16 protein-coding genes and 1 pseudogene are annotated in these 20,336 nt (G+C 54.9%); 6 read left to right on the forward strand and 11 right to left on the reverse strand.

Annotated elements, in window-relative coordinates:
- Positions 1 to 57: 57 nt before the first annotated feature.
- Positions 58 to 1,989: a molybdopterin biosynthesis protein gene (locus ABYV26_RS05375; protein ID WP_372678888.1), complete on the reverse strand. Its 1,932-nt coding sequence runs from the start codon at positions 1,987 to 1,989 to the stop codon at positions 58 to 60.
- Between the two features lie 176 nt (positions 1,990 to 2,165).
- Positions 2,166 to 3,392, reverse strand: coding sequence for a gephyrin-like molybdotransferase Glp (glp, locus tag ABYV26_RS05380; RefSeq protein WP_372678890.1), 1,227 nt, complete (start codon positions 3,390 to 3,392; stop codon positions 2,166 to 2,168).
- Positions 3,393 to 3,752: 360 nt separating this feature from the next.
- Between glp and ABYV26_RS05385 the strand changes: the two genes are divergently transcribed.
- The 3 genes from ABYV26_RS05385 (at position 3,753) to ABYV26_RS05395 (ending at position 5,691) form a co-directional block, all read left to right on the forward strand.
- Positions 3,753 to 3,917 (forward strand): hypothetical protein, encoded by a 165-nt coding sequence (locus ABYV26_RS05385; protein WP_372678892.1) that lies wholly within the window; start codon positions 3,753 to 3,755, stop codon positions 3,915 to 3,917.
- Positions 3,918 to 3,981: 64 nt separating this feature from the next.
- On the forward strand, positions 3,982 to 4,581 hold the full coding sequence (locus ABYV26_RS05390) for a DUF3786 domain-containing protein (RefSeq protein WP_372678893.1): 600 nt from the start codon (positions 3,982 to 3,984) through the stop codon (positions 4,579 to 4,581).
- A gap of 57 nt (positions 4,582 to 4,638) precedes the next feature.
- A complete protein-coding gene (locus tag ABYV26_RS05395; RefSeq protein ID WP_372678895.1) occupies positions 4,639 to 5,691 on the forward strand; it encodes an XdhC family aldehyde oxidoreductase maturation factor in 1,053 nt (350 codons plus the stop codon).
- On the opposite strand, the gene ABYV26_RS05400 is transcribed toward ABYV26_RS05395, so the two are convergent.
- The 3 genes from ABYV26_RS05400 to ABYV26_RS05410 all read right to left on the reverse strand — a co-directional run bounded on the left by ABYV26_RS05400 (position 5,666) and on the right by ABYV26_RS05410 (position 9,567).
- Entirely contained in the window at positions 5,666 to 6,148 is a 483-nt protein-coding gene (locus ABYV26_RS05400) for a cache domain-containing protein (RefSeq protein ID WP_372678897.1), read from the reverse strand. The two genes, ABYV26_RS05395 and ABYV26_RS05400, sit on opposite strands and share 26 nt — an antisense overlap.
- A gap of 204 nt (positions 6,149 to 6,352) precedes the next feature.
- On the reverse strand, positions 6,353 to 8,371 hold the full coding sequence (tkt, locus tag ABYV26_RS05405) for a transketolase (RefSeq protein WP_372678898.1): 2,019 nt from the start codon (positions 8,369 to 8,371) through the stop codon (positions 6,353 to 6,355).
- Positions 8,372 to 8,697: 326 nt separating this feature from the next.
- Entirely contained in the window at positions 8,698 to 9,567 is an 870-nt protein-coding gene (locus tag ABYV26_RS05410; protein WP_372678900.1) for a radical SAM protein, read from the reverse strand.
- Positions 9,568 to 9,830: 263 nt separating this feature from the next.
- Here ABYV26_RS05410 and ABYV26_RS05415 point away from each other — a divergent pair, with 263 nt between their 5' ends.
- A complete protein-coding gene (locus tag ABYV26_RS05415) occupies positions 9,831 to 11,786 on the forward strand; it encodes an acetoacetate--CoA ligase (RefSeq protein WP_372678902.1) in 1,956 nt (651 codons plus the stop codon).
- Positions 11,787 to 11,933: 147 nt separating this feature from the next.
- On the opposite strand, the gene ABYV26_RS05420 is transcribed toward ABYV26_RS05415, so the two are convergent.
- Both ABYV26_RS05420 and rimK read right to left on the reverse strand, forming a co-directional pair.
- Positions 11,934 to 12,233 carry a cation:proton antiporter regulatory subunit gene (locus ABYV26_RS05420; protein WP_372678915.1) on the reverse strand — a complete coding sequence of 100 codons (300 nt, stop codon included), beginning with the start codon at positions 12,231 to 12,233 and terminating at the stop codon, positions 11,934 to 11,936.
- Positions 12,234 to 12,281: 48 nt separating this feature from the next.
- A pseudogene (rimK, locus tag ABYV26_RS05425) lies at positions 12,282 to 13,139 on the reverse strand (30S ribosomal protein S6--L-glutamate ligase); the annotation flags it as partial.
- 616 nt (positions 13,140 to 13,755) lie between these two features.
- Here rimK and ABYV26_RS05430 point away from each other — a divergent pair.
- A complete protein-coding gene (locus ABYV26_RS05430; protein WP_372678904.1) occupies positions 13,756 to 14,304 on the forward strand; it encodes an ATP-dependent zinc protease in 549 nt (182 codons plus the stop codon).
- A gap of 142 nt (positions 14,305 to 14,446) precedes the next feature.
- Here the strand turns inward: ABYV26_RS05430 and ABYV26_RS05435 are convergent, their stop codons facing one another.
- Together ABYV26_RS05435 and ABYV26_RS05440 are read right to left on the reverse strand one after the other, a co-directional pair.
- On the reverse strand, positions 14,447 to 15,463 hold the full coding sequence (locus ABYV26_RS05435; protein WP_372678906.1) for a succinylglutamate desuccinylase/aspartoacylase family protein: 1,017 nt from the start codon (positions 15,461 to 15,463) through the stop codon (positions 14,447 to 14,449).
- Between the two features lies 1 nt (position 15,464).
- Positions 15,465 to 15,734 (reverse strand): hypothetical protein, encoded by a 270-nt coding sequence (locus ABYV26_RS05440; RefSeq protein WP_372678907.1) that lies wholly within the window; start codon positions 15,732 to 15,734, stop codon positions 15,465 to 15,467.
- A 112-nt stretch (positions 15,735 to 15,846) separates the two neighbouring features.
- Here ABYV26_RS05440 and ABYV26_RS05445 point away from each other — a divergent pair, with 112 nt between their 5' ends.
- Positions 15,847 to 16,359, forward strand: a complete 513-nt coding sequence (locus ABYV26_RS05445; RefSeq protein ID WP_372678909.1) for an ATP-dependent zinc protease — start codon at positions 15,847 to 15,849, stop codon at positions 16,357 to 16,359.
- Positions 16,360 to 16,507: 148 nt separating this feature from the next.
- Here ABYV26_RS05445 and ABYV26_RS05450 read toward each other — a convergent pair whose 3' ends face one another.
- Together ABYV26_RS05450 and ABYV26_RS05455 are read right to left on the reverse strand one after the other, a co-directional pair.
- Positions 16,508 to 17,560: a homocysteine S-methyltransferase family protein gene (locus ABYV26_RS05450; RefSeq protein ID WP_372678911.1), complete on the reverse strand. Its 1,053-nt coding sequence runs from the start codon at positions 17,558 to 17,560 to the stop codon at positions 16,508 to 16,510.
- An 87-nt stretch (positions 17,561 to 17,647) separates the two neighbouring features.
- Entirely contained in the window at positions 17,648 to 19,939 is a 2,292-nt protein-coding gene (locus ABYV26_RS05455; RefSeq protein ID WP_372678913.1) for an AAA family ATPase, read from the reverse strand.
- Positions 19,940 to 20,336: the final 397 nt, after the last annotated feature.

Genomic DNA, 20,336 nt, shown 5'->3' on the forward strand with positions numbered 1-20,336 from the left:
GCGAACCTTTATGGATACGGTGCTTCATGTGCCGGAATGCAGACGTCGCAAGGCAGATTAGGGAACGATAACGGTACCCGTCTTCGCCGTACTGTATCCGCCCAGGGCTTCCACCCGTGCCTTGAATGCAGTGGTATTGATGGTCTCCAGAAGAATCCGGATGTTGGCGGATTCGAAAAATAACTCCGGGATGACCAGATCGTATTGTTCGGTCACCACGGGAATGAAATCCAGGTTCAGGGCCTTTGCAGCGGCATAGATGCCCAGTCCTGCGTCGGCCGTTCCGCTCAGCACCGCCACGGCCACGTTCATGTGGGTGAACTCTTCGCTGGTGTAACCGTTGATCTGTTCCGGGGAGAGGCCGATTTGTCCCAGACGATAATCCAGCAGGATCCGGGTTCCCGAGCCACCCTGCCGGTTCATGAAAACGATGTCTTCGCGTCCCAAGTCTTCGATGCCTTCGATGCCCTTGGGGTTGCCTTTGGGGATGATCAGGCCCTGGTCGCGCATCACCAGGTTTACCAGCCGGACCGGTGTGTCGGGAAGGTAGCGCTTTACATAGGAGAGGTTGTATCCGCCGGTTTCCGTATCCAACAGGTGGGCGCCGGCCAAATGGCACACGCCGCGTTTGACGGCCATGAGCCCTCCCATGCTGCCCACGTGGCTGGAAGAGAGCGTCAGAGCGCCGTCGCCGGCACGCAGCTGGTCGGCCAGCACATCCAGGGTGTTGTCATGGCTGCCCACGATGACGATTGTGTTGCGGATGGCGGGCAGGGGCTTGAGCAGTTCGGCCTGGACCGGGTCGCTGTCTTTGATGCCTTCGGCCTGGCTGGGGATGCGGATGATGCCGTCGGCTTCGGTCAGGCTGGTGATCATGCCGGCCCCCCGGGGCAGCGGCGTGGCCACGATGTGATCGCCCACTTGACCCAGCTTGACGCGCAGGAATTCTTCTACGCCCAGCCGAGACGCGATCTTGCGGGTGGGCACCACCGCTACTGTCTTGCGCGGGTGGTCGGCAACGCCCAGCATGTGCTTGATCAAGGGCTGGACGAACTGCTCGACGGCGATGATGGCGGACACCGGGTAACCGGGGATGCCGAAGAAGGGTTTTTCCTGGATATCGCCGAGGATTACCGGTTTGCCGGGCATGATGGTCACTCCGTGGACCAGCAGCCGTCCCAGGTTCTGGAGGACGGGAAGGGCGTAGTCCTCGGAGCCGGCCGACGAGCCGCCGATGGTCATGACCATGTCCACATCGCCGGCCACCGCATCAGCCACCGTCTGCCTGATCATGTCCAGGTCATCCATGACCCGTTCGTGCCGCAATGTCTCACCGCCACAGGCGTCGATCATTTTTTCGAGCACGTAGGCGTTGGTCTCCAGCACCTGCCCCGGCTTCAGGTTCTCGGGGGGTGTGGTCCGCCAGTCCACCAGTTCCGACCCGGTGGGGATGATCAGCACCTTCGGTCTTTTTCTCACCGGAACCCGATAGACGCCGCCTGAGATCAGGGCACCCACGCAGTATGGCGTCACCGTATGGCCCCGGGGGTAGAGCAGTTCGGTGGCCACGATGTCCTCGCCCATTTTGCGCACGTGCTGCCAGGGGAAGGCCGGTGCTTCGATGCGAATTCGGTCGTCGCCCACGGTCTGGATCTTCTCGATCATGATCACGGCATCGGTGCCCTCGGGCATGACATGGCCGGTGTTGAGAAAGATGGCCTGGGTGCCCACGGCCAGTTCCTTGGGTCGGGATTCGCTGGCACCGAAGGTCTCTTCTGCGATGACGGCAACACCGTCCATGGCAGCGGCGTGAAAGTTGGGCGATGAAACGGCGGCGACGACCGGTTCGGCCAGGACCCGGCCCACGGCATCGGGCGGAGAAACGCTTTCAACGGCCATGGTGCCGGTGCCGGGGAAATGATCGAAGAGGATCTGCCGGGCTTCCTCCAGGGATTTCATCTTCAGGTATACGTTGCGTTTGGTTTTCAAATATTGGCTCCTGAAAAGCGGATCATGTTGGGCACACAGTATTAAGTGTTTAGTGTTAAGTGTTAAGTCAAGGATTTAAAGCGATTTAGATTTTAAGCGATTAAGAGTCTGGTCTTTTTCGAATCGACAGCATTCATCAACTTAACACCTAAAACTTAACACTTAACACTATCTTTTTATAACGGCATCACCTCAACCGTCGTTCCCTTTTCCAACCCTTCCGTATTCATCCCGATGGCGATGAGCCCGTCGGCCTTGACCATGGTGTTGATCAGTCCGGATTTTCCCAAGACAGGTTCCGCCACCGGTTGGCCGTCGACCTCAACCAGGCGAACGCGGACATAATCCACCCGCCCCTGGGCCGAGGCCAGGTTGCGGCTCAGGACGGCCTGAACCGGAAATCGCCGCACCGTCTGCGACAGTCCGCAGAGCCGGTCCAGAAAAGGACGCACCACCACGGCAAAAACCACCATGGCTGACACGGCGTGGCCGGGCAGCCCCCAGAACGCCTTGCCGCCCGATCGGGCCAGGATGGTGGGTTTGCCGGGGCTGATGGAGATTCCGTGGACCAGGATCGCGGTGTCGGGAAGGGCGTCGAGCACCTCCACGGTAAAATCCCTGGCCCCCACCGAACTGCCGCCGGAAATCATGACCATGTCGGTGGATTCGAGGGCGCGTCGGCACTTGTCCATGAGGTCGTCGCGATTGTCCCTGACGATGCCGAAGACCATCGGCATCCCGCCGGCTGCCAGCACCTGGTCGGACAAGGTCTGGGTGTTGATATCCCGGATCTGCCCTTCGCCGGGCACCTGGTCCACCGGCACCACTTCGTCACCGGTGGAGATGATGCCCACCCGGGGGCGCCTGAAAACGCTCGTCTCCGTGCGCCCGCAGGCGGCCAGTAGCCCGGCTTCCTGGGGACGGATCCGCGTGCCGGCTTTCAGTGCCGGTTGGTTATGCCGAATGTCCTCGCCCTTTTCGATGACATGCTGGCCCGGGGCCACACTGCGGTACGCCTCGATGGTGGTGTCGTCGAGCACGTCGGTGTGCTCCACCATGACCACGCTGTCGGCACCCTCGGGCAGCATGCCGCCGGTGGCGATCCTGGCCGCCTCACCGGGACCGATGGAAAAGTCGGGCCGTTCGCCCATCCTGATCTGCCCGCGTACGTTCAGATAGGCGGGGTTGGCCTCGGATGCGCCGAAGGTGGAGGAGGCCTTGACGGCAAAACCGTCCATGGTGGACCGGTTGAAATCGGGAATGTCTACATCCGAAAAGACATCCTCGGCCGTTACCCGTCCCAGGCAATCGGCCAGGGCAACCGTCTCCGTGTCCACCGCTGTAAAGGACGGGACATGGGCCAGGACCCCTTCGATGGTGTCAACCTTGAAAAATTCTTTCATGACATATATATCTCTTTTGCGTTTCATATCTGACGGTTCCGTAAAACGTCCGATATCTGCGTTACGCTTCACCCCTCGTCACTGCGGCGTACGACAAGTACACTGCCTACGGCACTCGCGATAGCGGTATTCTCGGGATGGAACATGAATGTTCGCCGTAAGGATCTTGATCGATTTGCCATTCGCTCGCCGAAACTCGCTTTCGCGGCCCGCAAGCCTTGATCTCGGGCTTTTTACTGAACCGTCTGAAATGCGACTCTTTACGCGTTCATCAAGTCTTGATATTGACCTTTTTTGAAAATTTCAAAGATACATTATATCATAATGGAACCCTCGGAAACAGAAACAATGGATGTTTGTGTGAACCACCCGGATAAACCCGCCGGACTGGTGTGTATGAAGTACCAGACCCATGTATGCGAGCAGTGCGCCAACTGCCGAGACCCGCAATTGTACTGCAAGCATCGCACCGCCTGCCCCATCTGGTTTGTCGCCAAGGACGGTGAGAATGGGTGGGGGCCTTAATTCGGGAATTCAGGGATTCAGGAATTAGGGGATTGAAAGATCGGTGATGACGACAGGAGGATCGGTGGATAACTACACGAAGCTCGCTAAGGCCAATCTGGACCGGCTTTATAGGGATATGCCGGGGGATCTGGAGAGGCGTCTCCCCGCTGAAAAAGACGGGCAAACCTATTCGTTCACCGCCTTCGGGCAATCATGCGTCATAGCGCAGGAGGGCATCGCCCTGGGCGGTGTGGAACCACCTGGCGTGATCGGTATTCTGCTGTCCCTGTACGCCTTGAATGCAGTGTCCGACGAACCTATTCTGGAGCCGTTCAAGGCCTTCAAGGAATTCCCCGATTCAGCACCTTATGTGGGGGCATTTGCCTCTCACACCGAGCAGATCCTGGTACCGGTGGTTCAACGAATCAAATCGAAAACCGTTCCGATCACGGAAGGGCTTTCAGGCGGGGAGGCCCCTTCTTCCATCAGCGGCGACTTCACCCTCCTGGTTCGGCCGCTGCCCAAGATATTTCTGTGCTACATTTTCTACGAGGCTGACGAGGACTTCCCGCCATCGGTGGTCTGCCTCTATTCCAACAACGCCAACCGGTTCATGCCCATGGATGGATTGGCCGATGTGGGTGAGTACACCTCGAAAACGATTCTGGGGCTGGTCTGTTGACGCAAACCCGTGATTGGGAAACTGGCTCGGGATTAACCTGGAAAGGATAGGGCATCGATGAAGAAAATTGCACAAACGGCTTGTGAACTGCTGGAAAAAGGCGACCCATTCGTCTTGGCGACGATCGTCAGCCACTCCGGTTCCACCCCGCGCACGTCGGGCTCCAAGATGATCGTCACCGCAGACGGACGCGGTGTCGGCACCATCGGTGGTGGACTGTTGGAGGCCGGGGCGATGTCTCGGGCCGTAGAATTGATCCGCCTCGGGCAATCGGCCAGGATGTCCTTTGACCTGAGCCACGACCTCGTCGACAGCATGGACATGATCTGCGGGGGCCAGGCCGAGGTGCTGCTTGACTGCGTGTCCCCCACGGAAATGAACCGGGCGGTCTTTAACCGATGGCGACGGATGCTGGACGAACGAGATAAAGGATCTATGTTCATTATTGTCATGGGTTCCGGGAACAAGGTAGACGCCACGGTCCACTGTCTGGCCACGGTCGACGGGGAGATCGTCGGTGATTTTCCCCTGCCGGACATGGAACGGGAAAAGATGCTGTCGCTGGCAGCCGATTCATCGACGGTCCGCACACTGGCCTTCGACGGCGGTTTTGTGGTAATCGAGCCGGCGCATCGGACGCCAACCGTCTATCTTCTCGGCGCCGGCCATGTTGCCCGGTCCACGGCCGCCATGGCTGCCATGGTGGGCTTCCGGGTATCGGTTGCCGACGACCGAAAGGAATATGCCAACCGGGAACGCTTTCGCGACGCCTCAGAAATCCGCGTGCTGGAGCGTTTCGATGATGCCTTCTCAGGTTTGTCCGTAGGCAGGGATGATTTTATAGTCATTCTCACCCGAGGGCATCTTCACGACAAAACAGTCCTGGCTCAGGCATTGAAAACCGGTGCAGGGTATATCGGCATGATCGGCAGCCGCAGGAAAAGGGACGCCATCTATGGAGCCTTGCTTAAAGAAGGTTTTGGGCAGAGGGATATCGACCGGGTTCATTCGCCCATCGGTTTGTCCATCGGGGCCGACACCCCGGAGGAGATCGCCGTGAGCATCGTCGCGGAAATGATTCAAATCAATAAAACACGCCCGGAGACATGACATAGAACCCGGCACCCACAAAGTAATCCGTATCCGGCACCCGGTAGATGAAGGTATGCTTGGGTTTGTTGATCTCCATGCCGGGGACCGGCCACATGTAGTGAGTCCAGCCTTTTCCCTTTTCGGCTGCCTTGACGAAATCCTTGAAGAAGGCCTTGCCATCAACATCGGTCGCTTCGATCAGGGTGGCCGGTTTGGTCAGTTCCGGTTTGTGGGGATGGGCCAGCATCTTGGCTTTCATGTTCATCAGGAATACATAGCTGACGCCATCGTTCCAGACGAAGCTGCCCTTTTTGTTGCCGATCTCCTTGATGGCGGCATCGATTCCCTGGGTTTTGATGAAATGCCCGGCCTGCTTACATTGGGTGATGCAATCGTCGCGGGTTCCGGCCTGGCCGGCAACTGTCAGGGACATAACCATCAGCACGGTCAATACGCCTGCAAAAAATCTTTTCAAGAGCGCCTCCATGGATTCCGGTCATCTGCACGACTTAGGTTCAGCATCGGAAAAATATAAAAATAACGGAACTTTTGTCAGGGCAGAAGTTGTTTTTTGCGAACCCGTCAATCCTTATTATCGGCATCTCCTCAGAAAACTTGCGAAAAAAAAGGGGCGCCTTTGCAGGCGCCCCGGAAATTTCGTCAGTTTGGCAATGGATCCTTATTTTAGCATCCGAAGTGCGGTTTCAACGATCTTATCGGCGGTGAAACCGAACTTTTCCAAGACCGTTCCCCCCGGTGCCGAGGCCCCGAATCCATCGATGCCGATAACGCTTCCGCCCGGGCCGACGTAACGCTCCCATCCCATGGGGATGCCGGCCTCCACGGCGATCCGGTGTTTGACGGCCGGTGGAAGAATCCGGTTTTTGAACTCCGTTGAATTATCTTCAAAAAGTTCCCAGGATGGCATGCTGACCACACGGGCGGAAATACCCTTGCCGGCCAACATCTCTTGTGCTTTCAGGGTAATGTGGACCTCCGCCCCGGTAGCGATGAGGATGATGCGAGGTTTTCCCTTGCAGTCCGAAAGCACATACCCACCCTTTTCAACACCATGTGCCGTCAGCTTCGCGTCCAGGATGGGCAGCTTCTGGCGGCTGAGAATCAGCGCGACCGGGCTGTCGTTCATGGCGATGGCCCGTTGCCAGGCCTGGGCGGTTTCCGTGGCATCGGCCGGGCGGATCACCGTCAGGTTCGGGATGGCCCGCAGGGCCGCCAGGTGTTCCACGGGCTGGTGGGTGGGGCCGTCCTCACCCACGGCCACGCTGTCGTGGGTGAAGACATAGACGACCGGCAGCTTCATCAGGGCGGCCAGGCGAATGGACGGGCGCATGTAGTCGGAAAACACCAGAAAGGTGCCGCCATAGGGGCGGACGCCGCCGTGCAGAAACATGCCTGACATGATGGCGCCCATGGCAAACTCGCGGACGCCGAAGCGGACATTGCGGCCGTCGTAACGGTTTTTCTGAAATTCAGGTGAGCCGTCGATAAAGGTTTTGTTCGAGGGCGCCAGATCAGCCGAGCCGCCCACCAGGCTCGGGAAAATGGCCGCAGCGGCGTTGAGCACCTTGCCCGAGGCGGCGCGGGTGGCCATGGGTCCGTCTTCCGGCTTGAACTGGGGCAGGTTGGCTTCCCAGCCCTTGGGCATGAACCGGGTCAGGGCATTGACCCAATTGTCGGCCAGACGTGGATGTTTGCGGTTGTATGCCTGATAAGCCTTTTTCCAGCGTGCCTCCGCTTCTTCGCCCGCCTTGACACACCTGCGGAATGCCGTCAGCGCTTGCTTCGGAATGGCAAATGGCTTTTCTTCCTTCCAGCCCAGCTCCGCCTTGGTCAATCGGATCTCTTCTTCACCCAACGGCGCGCCGTGGGCATCGGCCGTGTCCTGTTTGTTGGGGCTTCCGTGGGCGATGTGGGTCTTGAGCATAATCATCGAAGGCTTATTGGTTTCGGCTTTGGCTGCCAGGAGGGCCTGTTCGATGGCATCGGGATCGCTGGCGTCTTTGACCTTGATCACTTGCCAGCGGTAGGCATCGAATCGTTTGGCCACGTTTTCGGTAAAGGCGATGCTGGTGGTTCCTTCGATGGAGATGCCGTTGTCGTCGTAAAGGCAGATCAGTTTTGACAGTCCCAGATGGCCGGCAAGGGAGGCCGCTTCGGAGGTCACCCCCTCCATCTGATCCCCGTCGCCGCACATCACAAAGGTGTGGTGGTCCACGATCTCATGACCGGGCTGGTTGAAGTTGGCGGCCAGATGCCGTTCGGCCATGGCCATGCCGACGGCGTTGGCGAAACCCTGACCCAGGGGGCCGGTGGTGGTCTCCACACCGGGCGTGTGGCCATACTCGGGATGGCCGGGGGTCTGGCTGCCCCATTGCCTGAAATTCTGAATCTCTTCGAGGCTGAGGTCATAGCCGGTCAGGTGCAGCAGGCTGTAGAGCAACATGGAGGCGTGACCACCAGAGAGCACGAAGCGGTCGCGATCCGGCCAATCCGGATTCTTTGGATTGTGCTTCATCACCCGCGTCCAGAGCACGTACCCGGCCGGGGCCAGCCCCATAGGGGCACCCGGGTGGCCGGAGTTGGCCTTCTGCACCGCATCCATGGACAGGGTGCGAATGGTGTTGATGCAAAGATCGTCGATGGCCAGCTGCTTCTTGGGGGGGGTGCCCTTGCTCATTTAATGCTGCTCCTTTTGTGATGGATTCAATTAAGACCCAAGCTAAGCGATTGTCGAGCTTACCGCAGATTCAAGGCAGCTATCGTCGCGCTATAGTGGACGATGCGCGGCGATAGCTAACGCAGAAGATGGGGTGAGATCGGCAAACCCAATGGGTTTCACCTTTTGAATACAACCATCGATGGTACCCAATCGTGATCGTCACCAATCGACCTTCTTCGAGAAAGGTGAATCGATCAGTTTGGGTAAGCGTCGACGTTAATGGGGGTTTGATACAAAAGATTTGATGTTGGCGCAAGGGTTTTAAAGACGTTTTCCATGATGATTCAAAGTGCCCGGCTCCACTCCGGACGCAGGGCCACCTTACCTGCCAGCGCCGCATCGATCAGGGCCAGGGTTTTGATTTTATCCTTGGGCATGCGTGCGCGGATGGGCAGGTAGTTGGAGGCGTGATTGGCGTGAAACAGCCCCTGGGACTGGTGGGTTTCGGCGATCATGGTGCGCAGTTCGGCCAGCATTTCGTCCGGCTCGATAAGTTCGAAGTGGCCGGACTGGTAATCCTCGTGCATGGGGGTGCCGGGAATCAGCATCAGGCTCAGGGCGCCCACATATTCCGGATCGATGGCGGACAAGACCCGGCCGGTTTCCCGGGCGTGGATCTGGGATCGCTCCCGTCCGGCCAGACCCAGCAGTACGGTGATGGAGAGCTTGATGCCCGCTTGCCTGGCTTTTTTGCCCATATCGATCATCTGTTGGGGGGTGGCGCCTTTGTTGATGGCCTTGAGGGTGACGTCGTCGCCGGTTTCCAGCCCCATGTAGGCGATGCCGATGCCGTTTTCCCGGAGGATTTTCAATTCATCCACGGTTTTCATGTTCAGGCTTTTGGCATTGGCGTATACGCCGACCCGGGTCACCCAGGGCAGCTGCCGACGGATTTCGGTGAGAATTTTCAGCAGGCGCTTCTGGGGGATGATCAGCGCATCGCCGTCGCACAGAAATACGCGGCGCTGGCGCTGGCAGTGGGTGGCGGCAAAGGCGATGTCCGCCATGATGATGTCATCGGATTTGATCTTGAACCGTTCCCCCTGGTAGGCGCCGCAGAAGGTGCACTTGTTGCGCGAGCAGCCCACGGTGACCTGGAGCAGGATGCTGTTGGCTTCGCTGGGGGGGCGGATGATGTTGCCTTCGTAGTGCATGATTGACCTCTCTTGAATCCGTTCGTACCATTCCTCAATTCCCACATCCGGAATTTTCTTTTGGTACTAATTTGATGACCTTTTCCCGTATTGTCAACCGTTCACCATTCTGATACTAAAGCCTTCAACGAATGAACCTTGTTTATTGACCGCTGAAGGCCTTAAGGCAGACAATACCCACCGCTGGTTTCAACGGGTGGCAGCCAGCAGCGACAAGCTTTTTCTATCCGTTTTATCATCGACTTCAGGGAGGAAAACCACGCATGAGCAAATTGTTATGGCAGCCGTCTGAAGTGCAGATCAAATCATCCAACATGTTCCGGTTCATGACGCTGATCAACGAGCGACATGGCACATCTTTTGACAGCTACGACGGCCTCTATCAGTGGTCCGTCGACCATATCCCCGAGTTCTGGAAGGAGATGTGGGAATTCGCCGCGATCAAGGCATCAAAGCCCTATGATCAGGTGATAGACGATGCTAACCGGATGCCCGGCGCCCGGTGGTTTGACGGCGCCCGGCTCAATTTCGCCGAGAATCTGCTGCGCTACCGGGATGACCGCTTGGCCCTGGTATTCCGCGGGGAAGACCAGGTTCGGCGGACGTTAACCTATGCACAGCTTTACGACGAGGTGGCCCGGGTGGCCATGGCGTTGAAAGATGCCGGGGTGGTGGCCGGCGACCGGGTGGCCGGCTTCGTTCCCAACATGCCTGAATCGATCATCGCCATGCTGGCCGCCAGCTCGCTCGGAGCGGCCTGGTCGTCCTGCTCGCCGGATTTCGGCATCAAGGGGGTTCTGGACCGCTTCGGCCAGATCCGACCCAAGGTGCTCTTCACCGCCGACGGGTACTTTTTCAAGGGCAAACCCCTAGACTCACTGGCACGCATCGCCGACATCATCAGCCAGATTCCCTCGGTGGAACGGCTGGTGGTGGTGTCCTATACCCATCAAAAACCGGACATCAGCGCCATTTCCAATGCCGTGCTGTATGACGACTTCAAATCGGCGCAAGACGGGCTGGAAATCGATTTCGCCCAACTGCCCTTCGACCATCCGCTCTACGTCATGTATTCATCGGGTACGACCGGCCTGCCCAAGTGCATGGTGCAGAGTGCCGGGGGCATTCTGATCCATCACCTCAAAGAATTGATGCTGCACACTGATCTCAAGCGTGAGGACACGATCTTCTACTTCACCACCTGCGGGTGGATGATGTGGAACTGGCTGGTCAGTTCCCTGGCCACCGGCGCCACGCTGGTGCTTTACGACGGCAATCCCTTTCATCCTTCTCCCAAGGCCATGTGGCAGATGGCCCAGGATGAGAAGATTTCCGTTTTCGGCACTAGCGCCGGATACCTGGCCGCTCTCCAGGCCGCGGGAGTGCGACCCAAGGAAGAATTCGACCTCTCCCCCCTTCGGGCGGTGCTCTCCACCGGATCACCCCTTTCCATCGAAAGCTTCGAATTCGTCTATGACGCCGTCAAGTCCGACCTCCAGCTGGCCTCCATTGCCGGCGGCACGGACCTCAACGGCTGTTTTGCCCTGGGCAACCCCATGGGGCCGGTGTACGCCGGCGAGCTGCAATGCAGGGGGCTGGCCATGAAGGTGTTTGCCTTCGACGACGACGGCCAACCCGTGGTGGGCCAGGAGGGGGAACTGGTCTGCGCGGCGCCATTCCCATCGATGCCCATCTATTTCTGGAACGATCCTGAGGGCAAGAAGTATCACAGCGCCTACTTCGACGTCTACCCGGGCATCTGGCGCCACGGCGATTACATCGTGGTCAGCGAACACGGTGGCGTGGTCATGCACGGCCGTTCCGACGCCACCCTGAATCCCGGCGGCGTGCGAATTGGTACGGCTGAATTGTACCGGCAGGTGGAGCAGCTGGAAGAGGTCGAGGACAGCGTAGTTGTGGGGCAGAAATGGGAAAACGATGTGCGCGTGATCCTTTTCGTTAAACTGGCCCCGGGCTTTGATCTCACCGACGATCTGAAAAACAAGATCCGCAAGACCATTCGCGTGCATGCCTCACCGCGGCATGTGCCCGCCAAGATCATCCCGGTACCGGATATCCCCTACACCCTGAACATGAAAAAAGTGGAACTGGCCGTAAAGAAGGTGATTCACAACCAGGAGGTGAAGAACAAGGATGCGTTGAGAAATCCTGAAGCCTTGGATTACTTCGCCGGGATCGCGGAGCTGCAGGAGGCGTGAAGGCGTGGGGGGCAGACTTCAGATGATGCGTTCGCTCTCGGCCAGGTTGTACGGACCTGTTCCTGGATTGGCAGGATGCGTTACCGCGCCTGCCAATCCCTTGACAGTGGGATCTGACAACATGTGTCAACCTATGATACGCGCTTACTATTGGCGGACTTCATCAGCTACGGGTAACTCGGGCAATACCTGTACTTCTGGACGCCTCTTGTTGAGGGCTTTTGCGGGGATCAAATTTCGCATTAATTCCAATTTGCCGAAGCATAGCAGTCTATCCCCGGCTTCAAATTGTCGCTGCGAGCGAGGGTTGGGGATGACAGTTGTTCCCCGATAAAGCGTCAGAACGGTGATATCTTTTTCACGCAATCCAGATTCTTGGATTGATTTACCAATGTATTCGGAGCCCTTGGGAATATATATTTCTGCAACCCCATATCCACGACTCACAGTCAGACGCTGGCGTAGATCAATCTCTGGGAAATTTATTTGCGCTGAAATGTAGTCAATAATGGTTCCGGCGATGTCAAGCTGGGTGCACCCCTCAATGCCTTCTAAACCGGGGGAGGAATTTACTTCCATAATTTGTGGGCCGTGCTTTCCCTCAAGCATGTCAACGCCTGCAACGCGAAGTCCCATTATTTGCGATGCTCGAACGGCAGTTTCACAGTATTCTTCATCGAGCGTCACCGGCTCGGCTATTCCTCCACGGTGTACATTGCTTCGAAACTCCTGTCCTTGCGCGACACGACGCATAGCCGCAACGACCTTATCACCGACCACAAAAGCCCGTATATCACGGCCTTTGCTTTCAGCAACGAATTTCTGGATCAAAACGTTTTGCTTTTGGCTCTGCAGTAACTCAATAATGGCTTCGGCCGATTGTTCGGATTCAGCTAGAAGGACGCCGATCCCCTGGGTCCCTTCCAGCAGTTTAATGATTACCGGTGCTCCGCCGACTCGCTCTATTGCCGGCATCACATCTTTTTTGTCGCGAACGAAGGTTGTTTTAGGAATACCGATTTGATGTCTGCTAAGAATTTGCAGGCTACGAAGCTTATCTCGTGATGTTGAAATGCTTGTTGATGTATTTGCGCAGAACACATCCATCTGTTCAAATTGTCTTACAACAGCTGTACCGAAGTATGTGATCGACGCTCCAATCCTTGGCAACACTGCATCGTATTGCGAAAGTTCTTTCTGTCGAAAGTAAAGATTCGGCTTTCCTTTTTCAAGGTCAATCGCGAACTTGAGCGTGTTGAGCACTTTAACTTTGTGCCCCCGTTGTTCAGCCGCTTCACGAAGTCGGCGGGTACTGTAGCATTTTATATTACGCGAGAGAATTGCGAGTTTCATTTCTTCTCCTATTTTTTTACATCTTTTTTTCCCTGCGGTAGAAAATTCCAGTTCGTCAAATATAGATGTTTACGCGTTGTGAATTTTGGCAGGTTTAGTATGGTTTAGAAAAAAACCGTGGAACTTCGAATTTATATGCGTCTATCATCACCTTTAACGTTAGCACAAAGCATTGGGGTTCGCCAGAGCCGGCGGCAACTACTGCGTTGGTTGGGAGCAACACTTTCAACATATTGTTTTTTTTCTCTGTTTCAATGTAAGGAAGGCTTCCCATTAGGAAAATGGCAACGGAAAATGACCAGCCCTGCCCTCAGTTTTTTGCCACGGGTTACGCTTGCAATCCGGGGCAAATTGATACAAACGCTTAGCGCGAAATTTTACACATTGCCGGTATACCTCCCGCCTAAAAGCACGGTGTCTTATTATGGGTTGATATTATTGTCGTTTGCGTAATAAATTTTTTCATTCCCGGGTGAATAACTTCCGTGATCTTATCTTGACGTGTATTATATTCTAAGGGTATCCCGGTGTTGCGGGTATTTAAAAACCTTTTCCCATCGCTTTCCCTTCGGTGGTTAACAGCAAAAGGGTGGAAAAAATAAAGGAGAGCCTCGAATTGACTGAGTTAAAAATTGGTTGGAAAGAATGGGTGTCTCTGCCGGATCTAAAGATACCAGCAATCAAAGCGAAAGTGGATACCGGTGCGCGGACGTCGGCCCTGCATGCCACCCGCATAACGGTCTTTACGAAACCATCCGGACGCTGGGTGCGTTACTTTGTACGGCCATTGCGCAAAAAACCTGAAATTGAAATAAAGTGTGAATCCAAGCTGCTTGACAGGCGTGACATCAAGAATTCGGGCGGACAGGTGGAGTCACGCTATATCATCGAAACAACCGTTGTCATCGGCGAGTCAAAGTGGTTAGCAACGCTGTCCTTAACCAGCCGGGATGACATGTTGTTCCGGATGCTCCTCGGAAGAACCACGTTAATCGATAAAGTGATTATTTACCCTGGAGAAAAATATCTCGCCGGTAAAGTTAAGTTAAGAAAATGCTATCCGGAATTAAGGGTAGGCCAAGGGTTGCGGAAAAAGACACCCGTATCGGTGGCGAAAGCGGACAATGAGGGAGCCGGTGGTGACGCAAATGAAAATTATAATTGATTCAAATAATTAGACGGCAGCCTAGTTGAAAAGATGCTGTTCAACGAATCATATTCAAAATTATCGACGGGCAACATTCTTTCAAATGACTTGACATGGGAATTAGGGCTTAGCGCGCAAGATATGCCAAACGTCTGAAAAACTACCAGCTTGTTTCGAAAATTTCTTCCCTGAATCCTTCGATCATTGGTTCAATCCCTTTGAGACGATCCAGGTGCGCGATATGAACGACAGCGTCGCCGCGGTAAACCAGGGGTAGGTTCAATCGGCCGATGACCATACCAGATACCGGAGATGTGATATCGACACCCTGGCCGCCGAAGGGATCGGCAATTTCACCGATTTTGGAATTCTTCACCACCCGGGCTCCCAGTGGAACCTTCATTCGCAGGATACCGCTGGCCGGTGCACGAACCCAGGAGGTCGTATCTGTAAGCAAAGGATCTAACTCGGAGGTTGATAATTTTTTTGATGTCAGCATTCCCAGCGCTTGCATGACCGACATGACTCCGCGCATGCCCGCCCGAATCGCCACTTCATCGAACCGCAGTGCTTCCCCCGCTTCGTAAAGCAGCATCGTTATGCCCATTTCGGCCGCTGCATGCCGTAATGAACCGTCACGTAATTTTGCGTTAATAATGACGGGTATCCTGAAGGCTTTGGCCAGGCGAAGCGTTTCGGGATCATCGATTGCTGCCCGGATTTGGGGTAGATTCGCCCGGTGGTTGGATCCGGCATGCAGGTCGATCCCGTGGGTGCTTCCCTGAACCACCGTTTCCATAAAGGTGCCGGCCAATTGGGACGTCAACGATCCTTTTTCCAAACCCGGGAAAAATCGGTTGAGGTCCCGCCGGTCCGGTGAATACCGGGTGTGCTGTAAAAAACCATAAACATTGACCACGGGAACCGCCAGAAGGGTGCCCCTGATTGATTTCAGTCGCTTCAACTTGATTAATCGCCGTATGATTTCCGTGCCAACGATCTCGTCGCCGTGAATAGCGCCACAGACAAACAGGCGCGGGCCCTCGCGCCGGCCATGCACAACATGCACAGGCATGGTCAATTCAGTATGGGTGTATAGACGTGCAACGGGCACCTGAATGGTCGCCTGCTCCCCCGACTTGATCGTGACTCCTGCAACAGTGATTGCGGGTTGCATTTTACCTTACCTGAATTTTGGTTTTATCGGGAGTGGCGATGATCCTGATGGGTCCCATAATACTAACGGCTGATTTTTTAACGGTCGTCCATTCGATTTTCACTCTCGGCAACCAGGTTTTTATATCAATCGTTGCGCCTATCAATTCATACAAAAAGACAGTAACCGGCAGGTTCAAACTCAACTGACGGATGATTGTTGGAACCGACTTAAAAACTAACCATACACCACCAACAATCAACGGTAAAGAAAAGGATTGAAGCGGATTCATTTGCGTCAAAAAAGAAATAGCAATTTACTTAAAAGATTCATTTCACTATAGAATACGGAAAAACTCCTGTGGTTTTCACTCAGCCGTGACCTGTAGGAGACAAGAGAACGATATGATAGCCAAATTAATAAACATTGCCTTGCTGATCACAGCTTTAAACCTTGGGCAAGTTACATGTGTTTCAGCAGGGGAAAAAAAAATAGTTGGCTGGGCGGAAATTGTCAGTATCTATCCCGGCAGCATAAAAATCAAAGCCAAACTCGATACCGGGGCTGACCATTCATCATTAAATGCGAAAAAAATAGAATATTTCGATGTAAAAGGTGAAACTTGGGTGAGATTTGAAATCAGCAATTTCGAAGCGCGCCTTGAAACCTATGAGGCAAGAATCATGCGGATAACGAAGATCAAGCGACTCGGCCAAGAAGCCGTCAATCGTCCGACCATCAATCTCGGTATTTGTATGGGAAGCACATATAAAGCGGTTGAAGTTAATTTAACGGATCGCAGCGGTTTTAATTACCAGATGTTGATAGGCCGAAGTTTTTTAAAAGGTTCGTTTCTCATTGACCCGGCGCTTAGCTTCATCAGCAGCGCGGAGTGCATGATCGCGGCAGAAAAATGAACATGTGCTTTATGTGTGGAGGACATTATATCTATCTGTGGACAGTCGATGTTATCAATATAATTTTTACATTCATCTTTGTGTCCATAAATGGTCCCTGTCATTTCTTCAGGGCCATCCAACGATTGGCCTTTCGGGTTGGGGTTTTTTACTTCTCTGGTGCTTCCGGCATCGGCCCATAGAGGCACTCCACATAGTTCTGCCGTTGGACCTGCTGATCGCCGAAGATGGGGTGGAGTTTGATCTCAGGGGAAAATTGACTGGCCGGGACCGTGCGGCCCAAGGCTTCTGCCATGGCCCGCACGTGGTGGGGGCCGGCCCCGCAGCAGATACCGATATAGTTGATGCCCATGTCCCTGGCGGTCACCGCGAAATCAGCCATCTCAAACCGGCTCAGCAAAAAAGGATCCAGGGCAACGGGGAAGGCGTTTTTACCGTCTTCCATCCTCAGATCGAAAAAGCACGGCTGCCGGTCGTGGGTGCGGTAGGGCACCGGAAGGGCGGCCACGTGGCCGCTCACCGCGCCACGGATCTCCTCGAGTATCGGGCGCATGGTTTTCGGTCCCCGACCGCAATTGAGTCCCACCACATCGGCACCGTCGTCGGCCAACCGTTTGCACGCCTCTGCCAAAGAAAACCCGTCGCAGGTGGTTTGGGCCACCGGGCTGAAGGTGACCACGGCGGGCATGCCGACCCGCTTGATCTCTTCTAAAGCCAGCTGGGCTTCGCCATAATGGCTGAACGTTTCGGCGATGATGAAGTCGGCGCCGCCAGCCTTGGCCCACTGAACCTGCTCCCGGAAAATCGGTCTAACTTTCTCCTCGGACGCTTTCAGATCGGATGGGTCGTACTCCCAGGTGTTGCAGATGTTGCCGGCAACCAGGGCGCCGGTTTCCCGTGCCGCGTCGACGGCCAGTTCAACGGCCCGCGTGTTCAACGCTTCCAAAGCATTTTCGATGCCGATGGACTGCAGTTTCGAGCGGTGGGCGTAATAGGTGCAGGCCACGACCACGTCTGTTCCCGCCCGCACGAATTCCCGGTGCAGACCCTGCACCGCTTCCGGGTACGTAAGAACTGCCTCGGGGACGAAAGGGCCGGCCTTCAAGAAGCCCCTGCGCTCCAGTTCGAAAATATAACCTTCGGCAACCAATACAGTGCCTGCATCGAGTCTTTCCGTCAACGTCTGGTTCGTTTGGGTCATTGATTCCTCGGTGTTTACGTATAGGTAATGGCAGAGAATAATCTTTGAGGACACACACCAACTCAACTGGTCCTGATTCGGGGTGGTTTAATTGTTTTTTGTGCTGCCACCCTGATAATCAAGCTGTCGGACCAAGAAAGAGGGGCCTTTTTCTTGAAGGCTCATGGATATTTTACCCGAATTTTCGCGCCATTTTTTGTCGGGAGGCAACCATTTCAGGAAAAAATCTCCGTCTAGTTTTACGATTCCCATACTATCATCATAGGAAAATTGCTGCAATTCGATCCGATATTCAATGGTTTCGATAAGCTCGAAATTCTTTTTATATTTGGGCATCAGGCGTATGAACGGCGTGCCATTTTCCCTGGCGTCAGGAATAAATAAATTGGTGAACTTGTCAAAGTCTTTTGCCGCATAGGTATTACAGTAATTCTGTAAAAATGATCGGACTCGATTTTCCAGGTCATTTTTATCCGGTTTTTTTATCGATGGTGCGGCACCCCCAGTTCGTTGGATGGAAGATTGAAGCTGCGTTTCTGCTTTCGTGGGGGTGGGTGGCTCAGGGCGGCTGCCTGAAGGTGCTTTTTCAATCGGTGTGGTTTTTTCGGTTGTGGTGGTGGATGGTGAAACCGAGGCCGGGCTTTCCGGTTCAGCGGTGCGTGGGCTTTGGGTGTTGATCGGTTTTGACGTGCTGGCCGCTGGTTTGGCGGTCAGGCCGGCCAATGCGGCTGCGTCTGCAGCCGTCTTTCCCGTTGCGGTCGCATCGCTTTCAGGCCCAGATGGTTCAGGTGATAGGTCGGTTTCCGGTGCAGCTTTGGCCGCAGTAGATGCCTTTTGACCATCGGCGCCTGCATCAACTTCCTGGACAGGCTGTTCATCTGGCACGATTGTCTCTTTCTGAGGCTCTGGATCCACTTTTGACCCGGGTTCGGCAGCCAGGACAGCGACCACGGTTGCCGCTGCTTTGCCGGCCGCGGTCACAGGGCTGTCCACGGCAGGTGCATCGGTGGACGTATCGGGTTCCGGCGCAGCATCGGCTGCAGGCACGTCTGCTTGACCCACGGCGCCTGTATCTGCCTCCCGGGCAGATGGTGCTTCTGGTACCGCTGCCTCCATCTGAGGTGTCGGGTCTGTTTTAGGTTCCGGTTCGGCGGCGGCCAGGACAGCGATGGTGCCTGGATCCGGCGCCGCTTTGCCGGGCTCGGTCGCTCGACGGTCCACCGCATCGATATAGGGTAATGGGTCGGGCGCAGGCGAAGGTAGGGTCGTCAATAGTGGCGGCTGCCCATCAGCGGTCGTCAATTCCTCATTGAGGGCGACGTTGCCCCGGGGTTCGGTTTGCTTTTCAGGCTGTACACGAGGGGTCTCAGTTTTCGGTGATGCGGTGACAGGCGCTTTTTGGTCTTTTTCGGCTGTACTCGTCGGCACCTCTGCGATGGTGCCCGATTGCTGACTGGGGGCGTCGGCCAATTGGTTTTGGGCATTTAGCGGCATCGTCCAGCGGGGCGCAGGCCACAGCAGATAATAACCCGCCAGGGCGCCCATGACGACCATCAGGCCGATGAATATCGAAACCCCCATAGAAATGGAGCGGCGAGATGGGGGTGGGGGCAGGGGTGTTTCGGGTCGGGTTGTGTCAGCTGGCGTTTGAATAGCGGGCCGGCTGAAATCGAAGCCAGCTCGAATGTTCAGCTCTTGTTCACATTCCGCGATTACCTTTGCATCGATCGATTGTATGCCGGACGCATAGCCCGTCAGCAATGCATGGTCGCAGATAATATTGATGGCGCGGGGATAACCGCCGGTGAATCGGAATATCTCACGAATAGCGTTCGATTTGAAAATTTTCCGTGTGGCGCCGGCCACCTTCAGACGGTGTTCGATGTATTGGCCGGTTTCAGATTCACTCAGTGGCTGAATGTGGTAATTGATGGCGATCCGCTGGCGGATGGCACGGTTGCTGTTGGCCATCAACATGTTTTTAAATTCAGGTTGGCCGACAAAAAAGATGTTGATCAGTTTGCGATCGCTCAGTTCGATGTTGGAAAGCACCCTTATTTGATCCAACAGCTTATTGTTTAACCGTTGGGCCTCGTCGACAATCAACAGGACCTTTTTATGATCCGAGTAGGCGGCGTAGAGGAATTTTTCCAGCTCAATTAAAAACGGAGCTTTGCTGTAGAATTCGGTAGGGATGTTGAATTCGACGGCCAGGAGCTTGAAAAAGTCGATGGACCCCAGCCCCGGATCAGTGATGTGGGCCACAATGGTTGATGAATCCAGATTGCTGATCAACCGATGGATCAAGGCGGTTTTACCCACCCCCACATCGCCGGTCAGCAGCAGGAAGCCCAAGTCCTCTGAAACTCCGTAGGTCAAGGTGGACAAGGCTTCTTTATGCTTTTCACCGAGCCAGAGAAATCGTGGCCCCGGGCTTAAATCAAAGGGCTTTGCCGTTAGATGATAATGATCGAGGTACATGTGCCGTGGTTTAGCCGTTTCCAATATGGATCGTGCACCGATTGATGCGATTTCCGTATCCGGTATCATATACAACAAATCGATCAAGAGTCAAAGCAAAGCGACGCGTAATATAACAATTCGTTATCATTTGGTTTAAACAAAGTATACGTGGATCATTTTCAAAATCAGGCCGGTCTGAAAATAAAAGAGGCCTTAAAAAACCTTCGATTCCGATGCTGTTCAAGACCAACCGAAACATTTAACCAATTAAAATATTAGTTATTATTGGTTTAGGTGTTCAGTCTGGCACAGC

Source organism: Desulfosarcina sp. (assembly GCF_041551955.1).
Classification (GTDB): Bacteria; Desulfobacterota; Desulfobacteria; order Desulfobacterales; family Desulfosarcinaceae; genus Desulfosarcina.

What these genes read in the sequence shown, in the direction of transcription:
- glp (WP_372678890.1), bottom strand. Translation starts at nt 3,392, where the DNA reads ATGAAAGAATTTTTCAAGGTTGACACCATCGAAGGGGTCCTGGCCCAT.
- ABYV26_RS05395 (WP_372678895.1), top strand. Translation starts at nt 4,639, where the DNA reads ATGAAGAAAATTGCACAAACGGCTTGTGAACTGCTGGAAAAAGGCGAC.
- tkt (WP_372678898.1), bottom strand. Translation starts at nt 8,371, where the DNA reads ATGAGCAAGGGCACCCCCCCCAAGAAGCAGCTGGCCATCGACGATCTT.
- ABYV26_RS05410 (WP_372678900.1), bottom strand. Translation starts at nt 9,567, where the DNA reads ATGCACTACGAAGGCAACATCATCCGCCCCCCCAGCGAAGCCAACAGC.
- ABYV26_RS05415 (WP_372678902.1), top strand. Translation starts at nt 9,831, where the DNA reads ATGAGCAAATTGTTATGGCAGCCGTCTGAAGTGCAGATCAAATCATCC.
- ABYV26_RS05435 (WP_372678906.1), bottom strand. Translation starts at nt 15,463, where the DNA reads ATGCAACCCGCAATCACTGTTGCAGGAGTCACGATCAAGTCGGGGGAG.
- ABYV26_RS05440 (WP_372678907.1), bottom strand. Translation starts at nt 15,734, where the DNA reads ATGAATCCGCTTCAATCCTTTTCTTTACCGTTGATTGTTGGTGGTGTA.
- ABYV26_RS05445 (WP_372678909.1), top strand. Translation starts at nt 15,847, where the DNA reads ATGATAGCCAAATTAATAAACATTGCCTTGCTGATCACAGCTTTAAAC.
- ABYV26_RS05450 (WP_372678911.1), bottom strand. Translation starts at nt 17,560, where the DNA reads ATGACCCAAACGAACCAGACGTTGACGGAAAGACTCGATGCAGGCACT.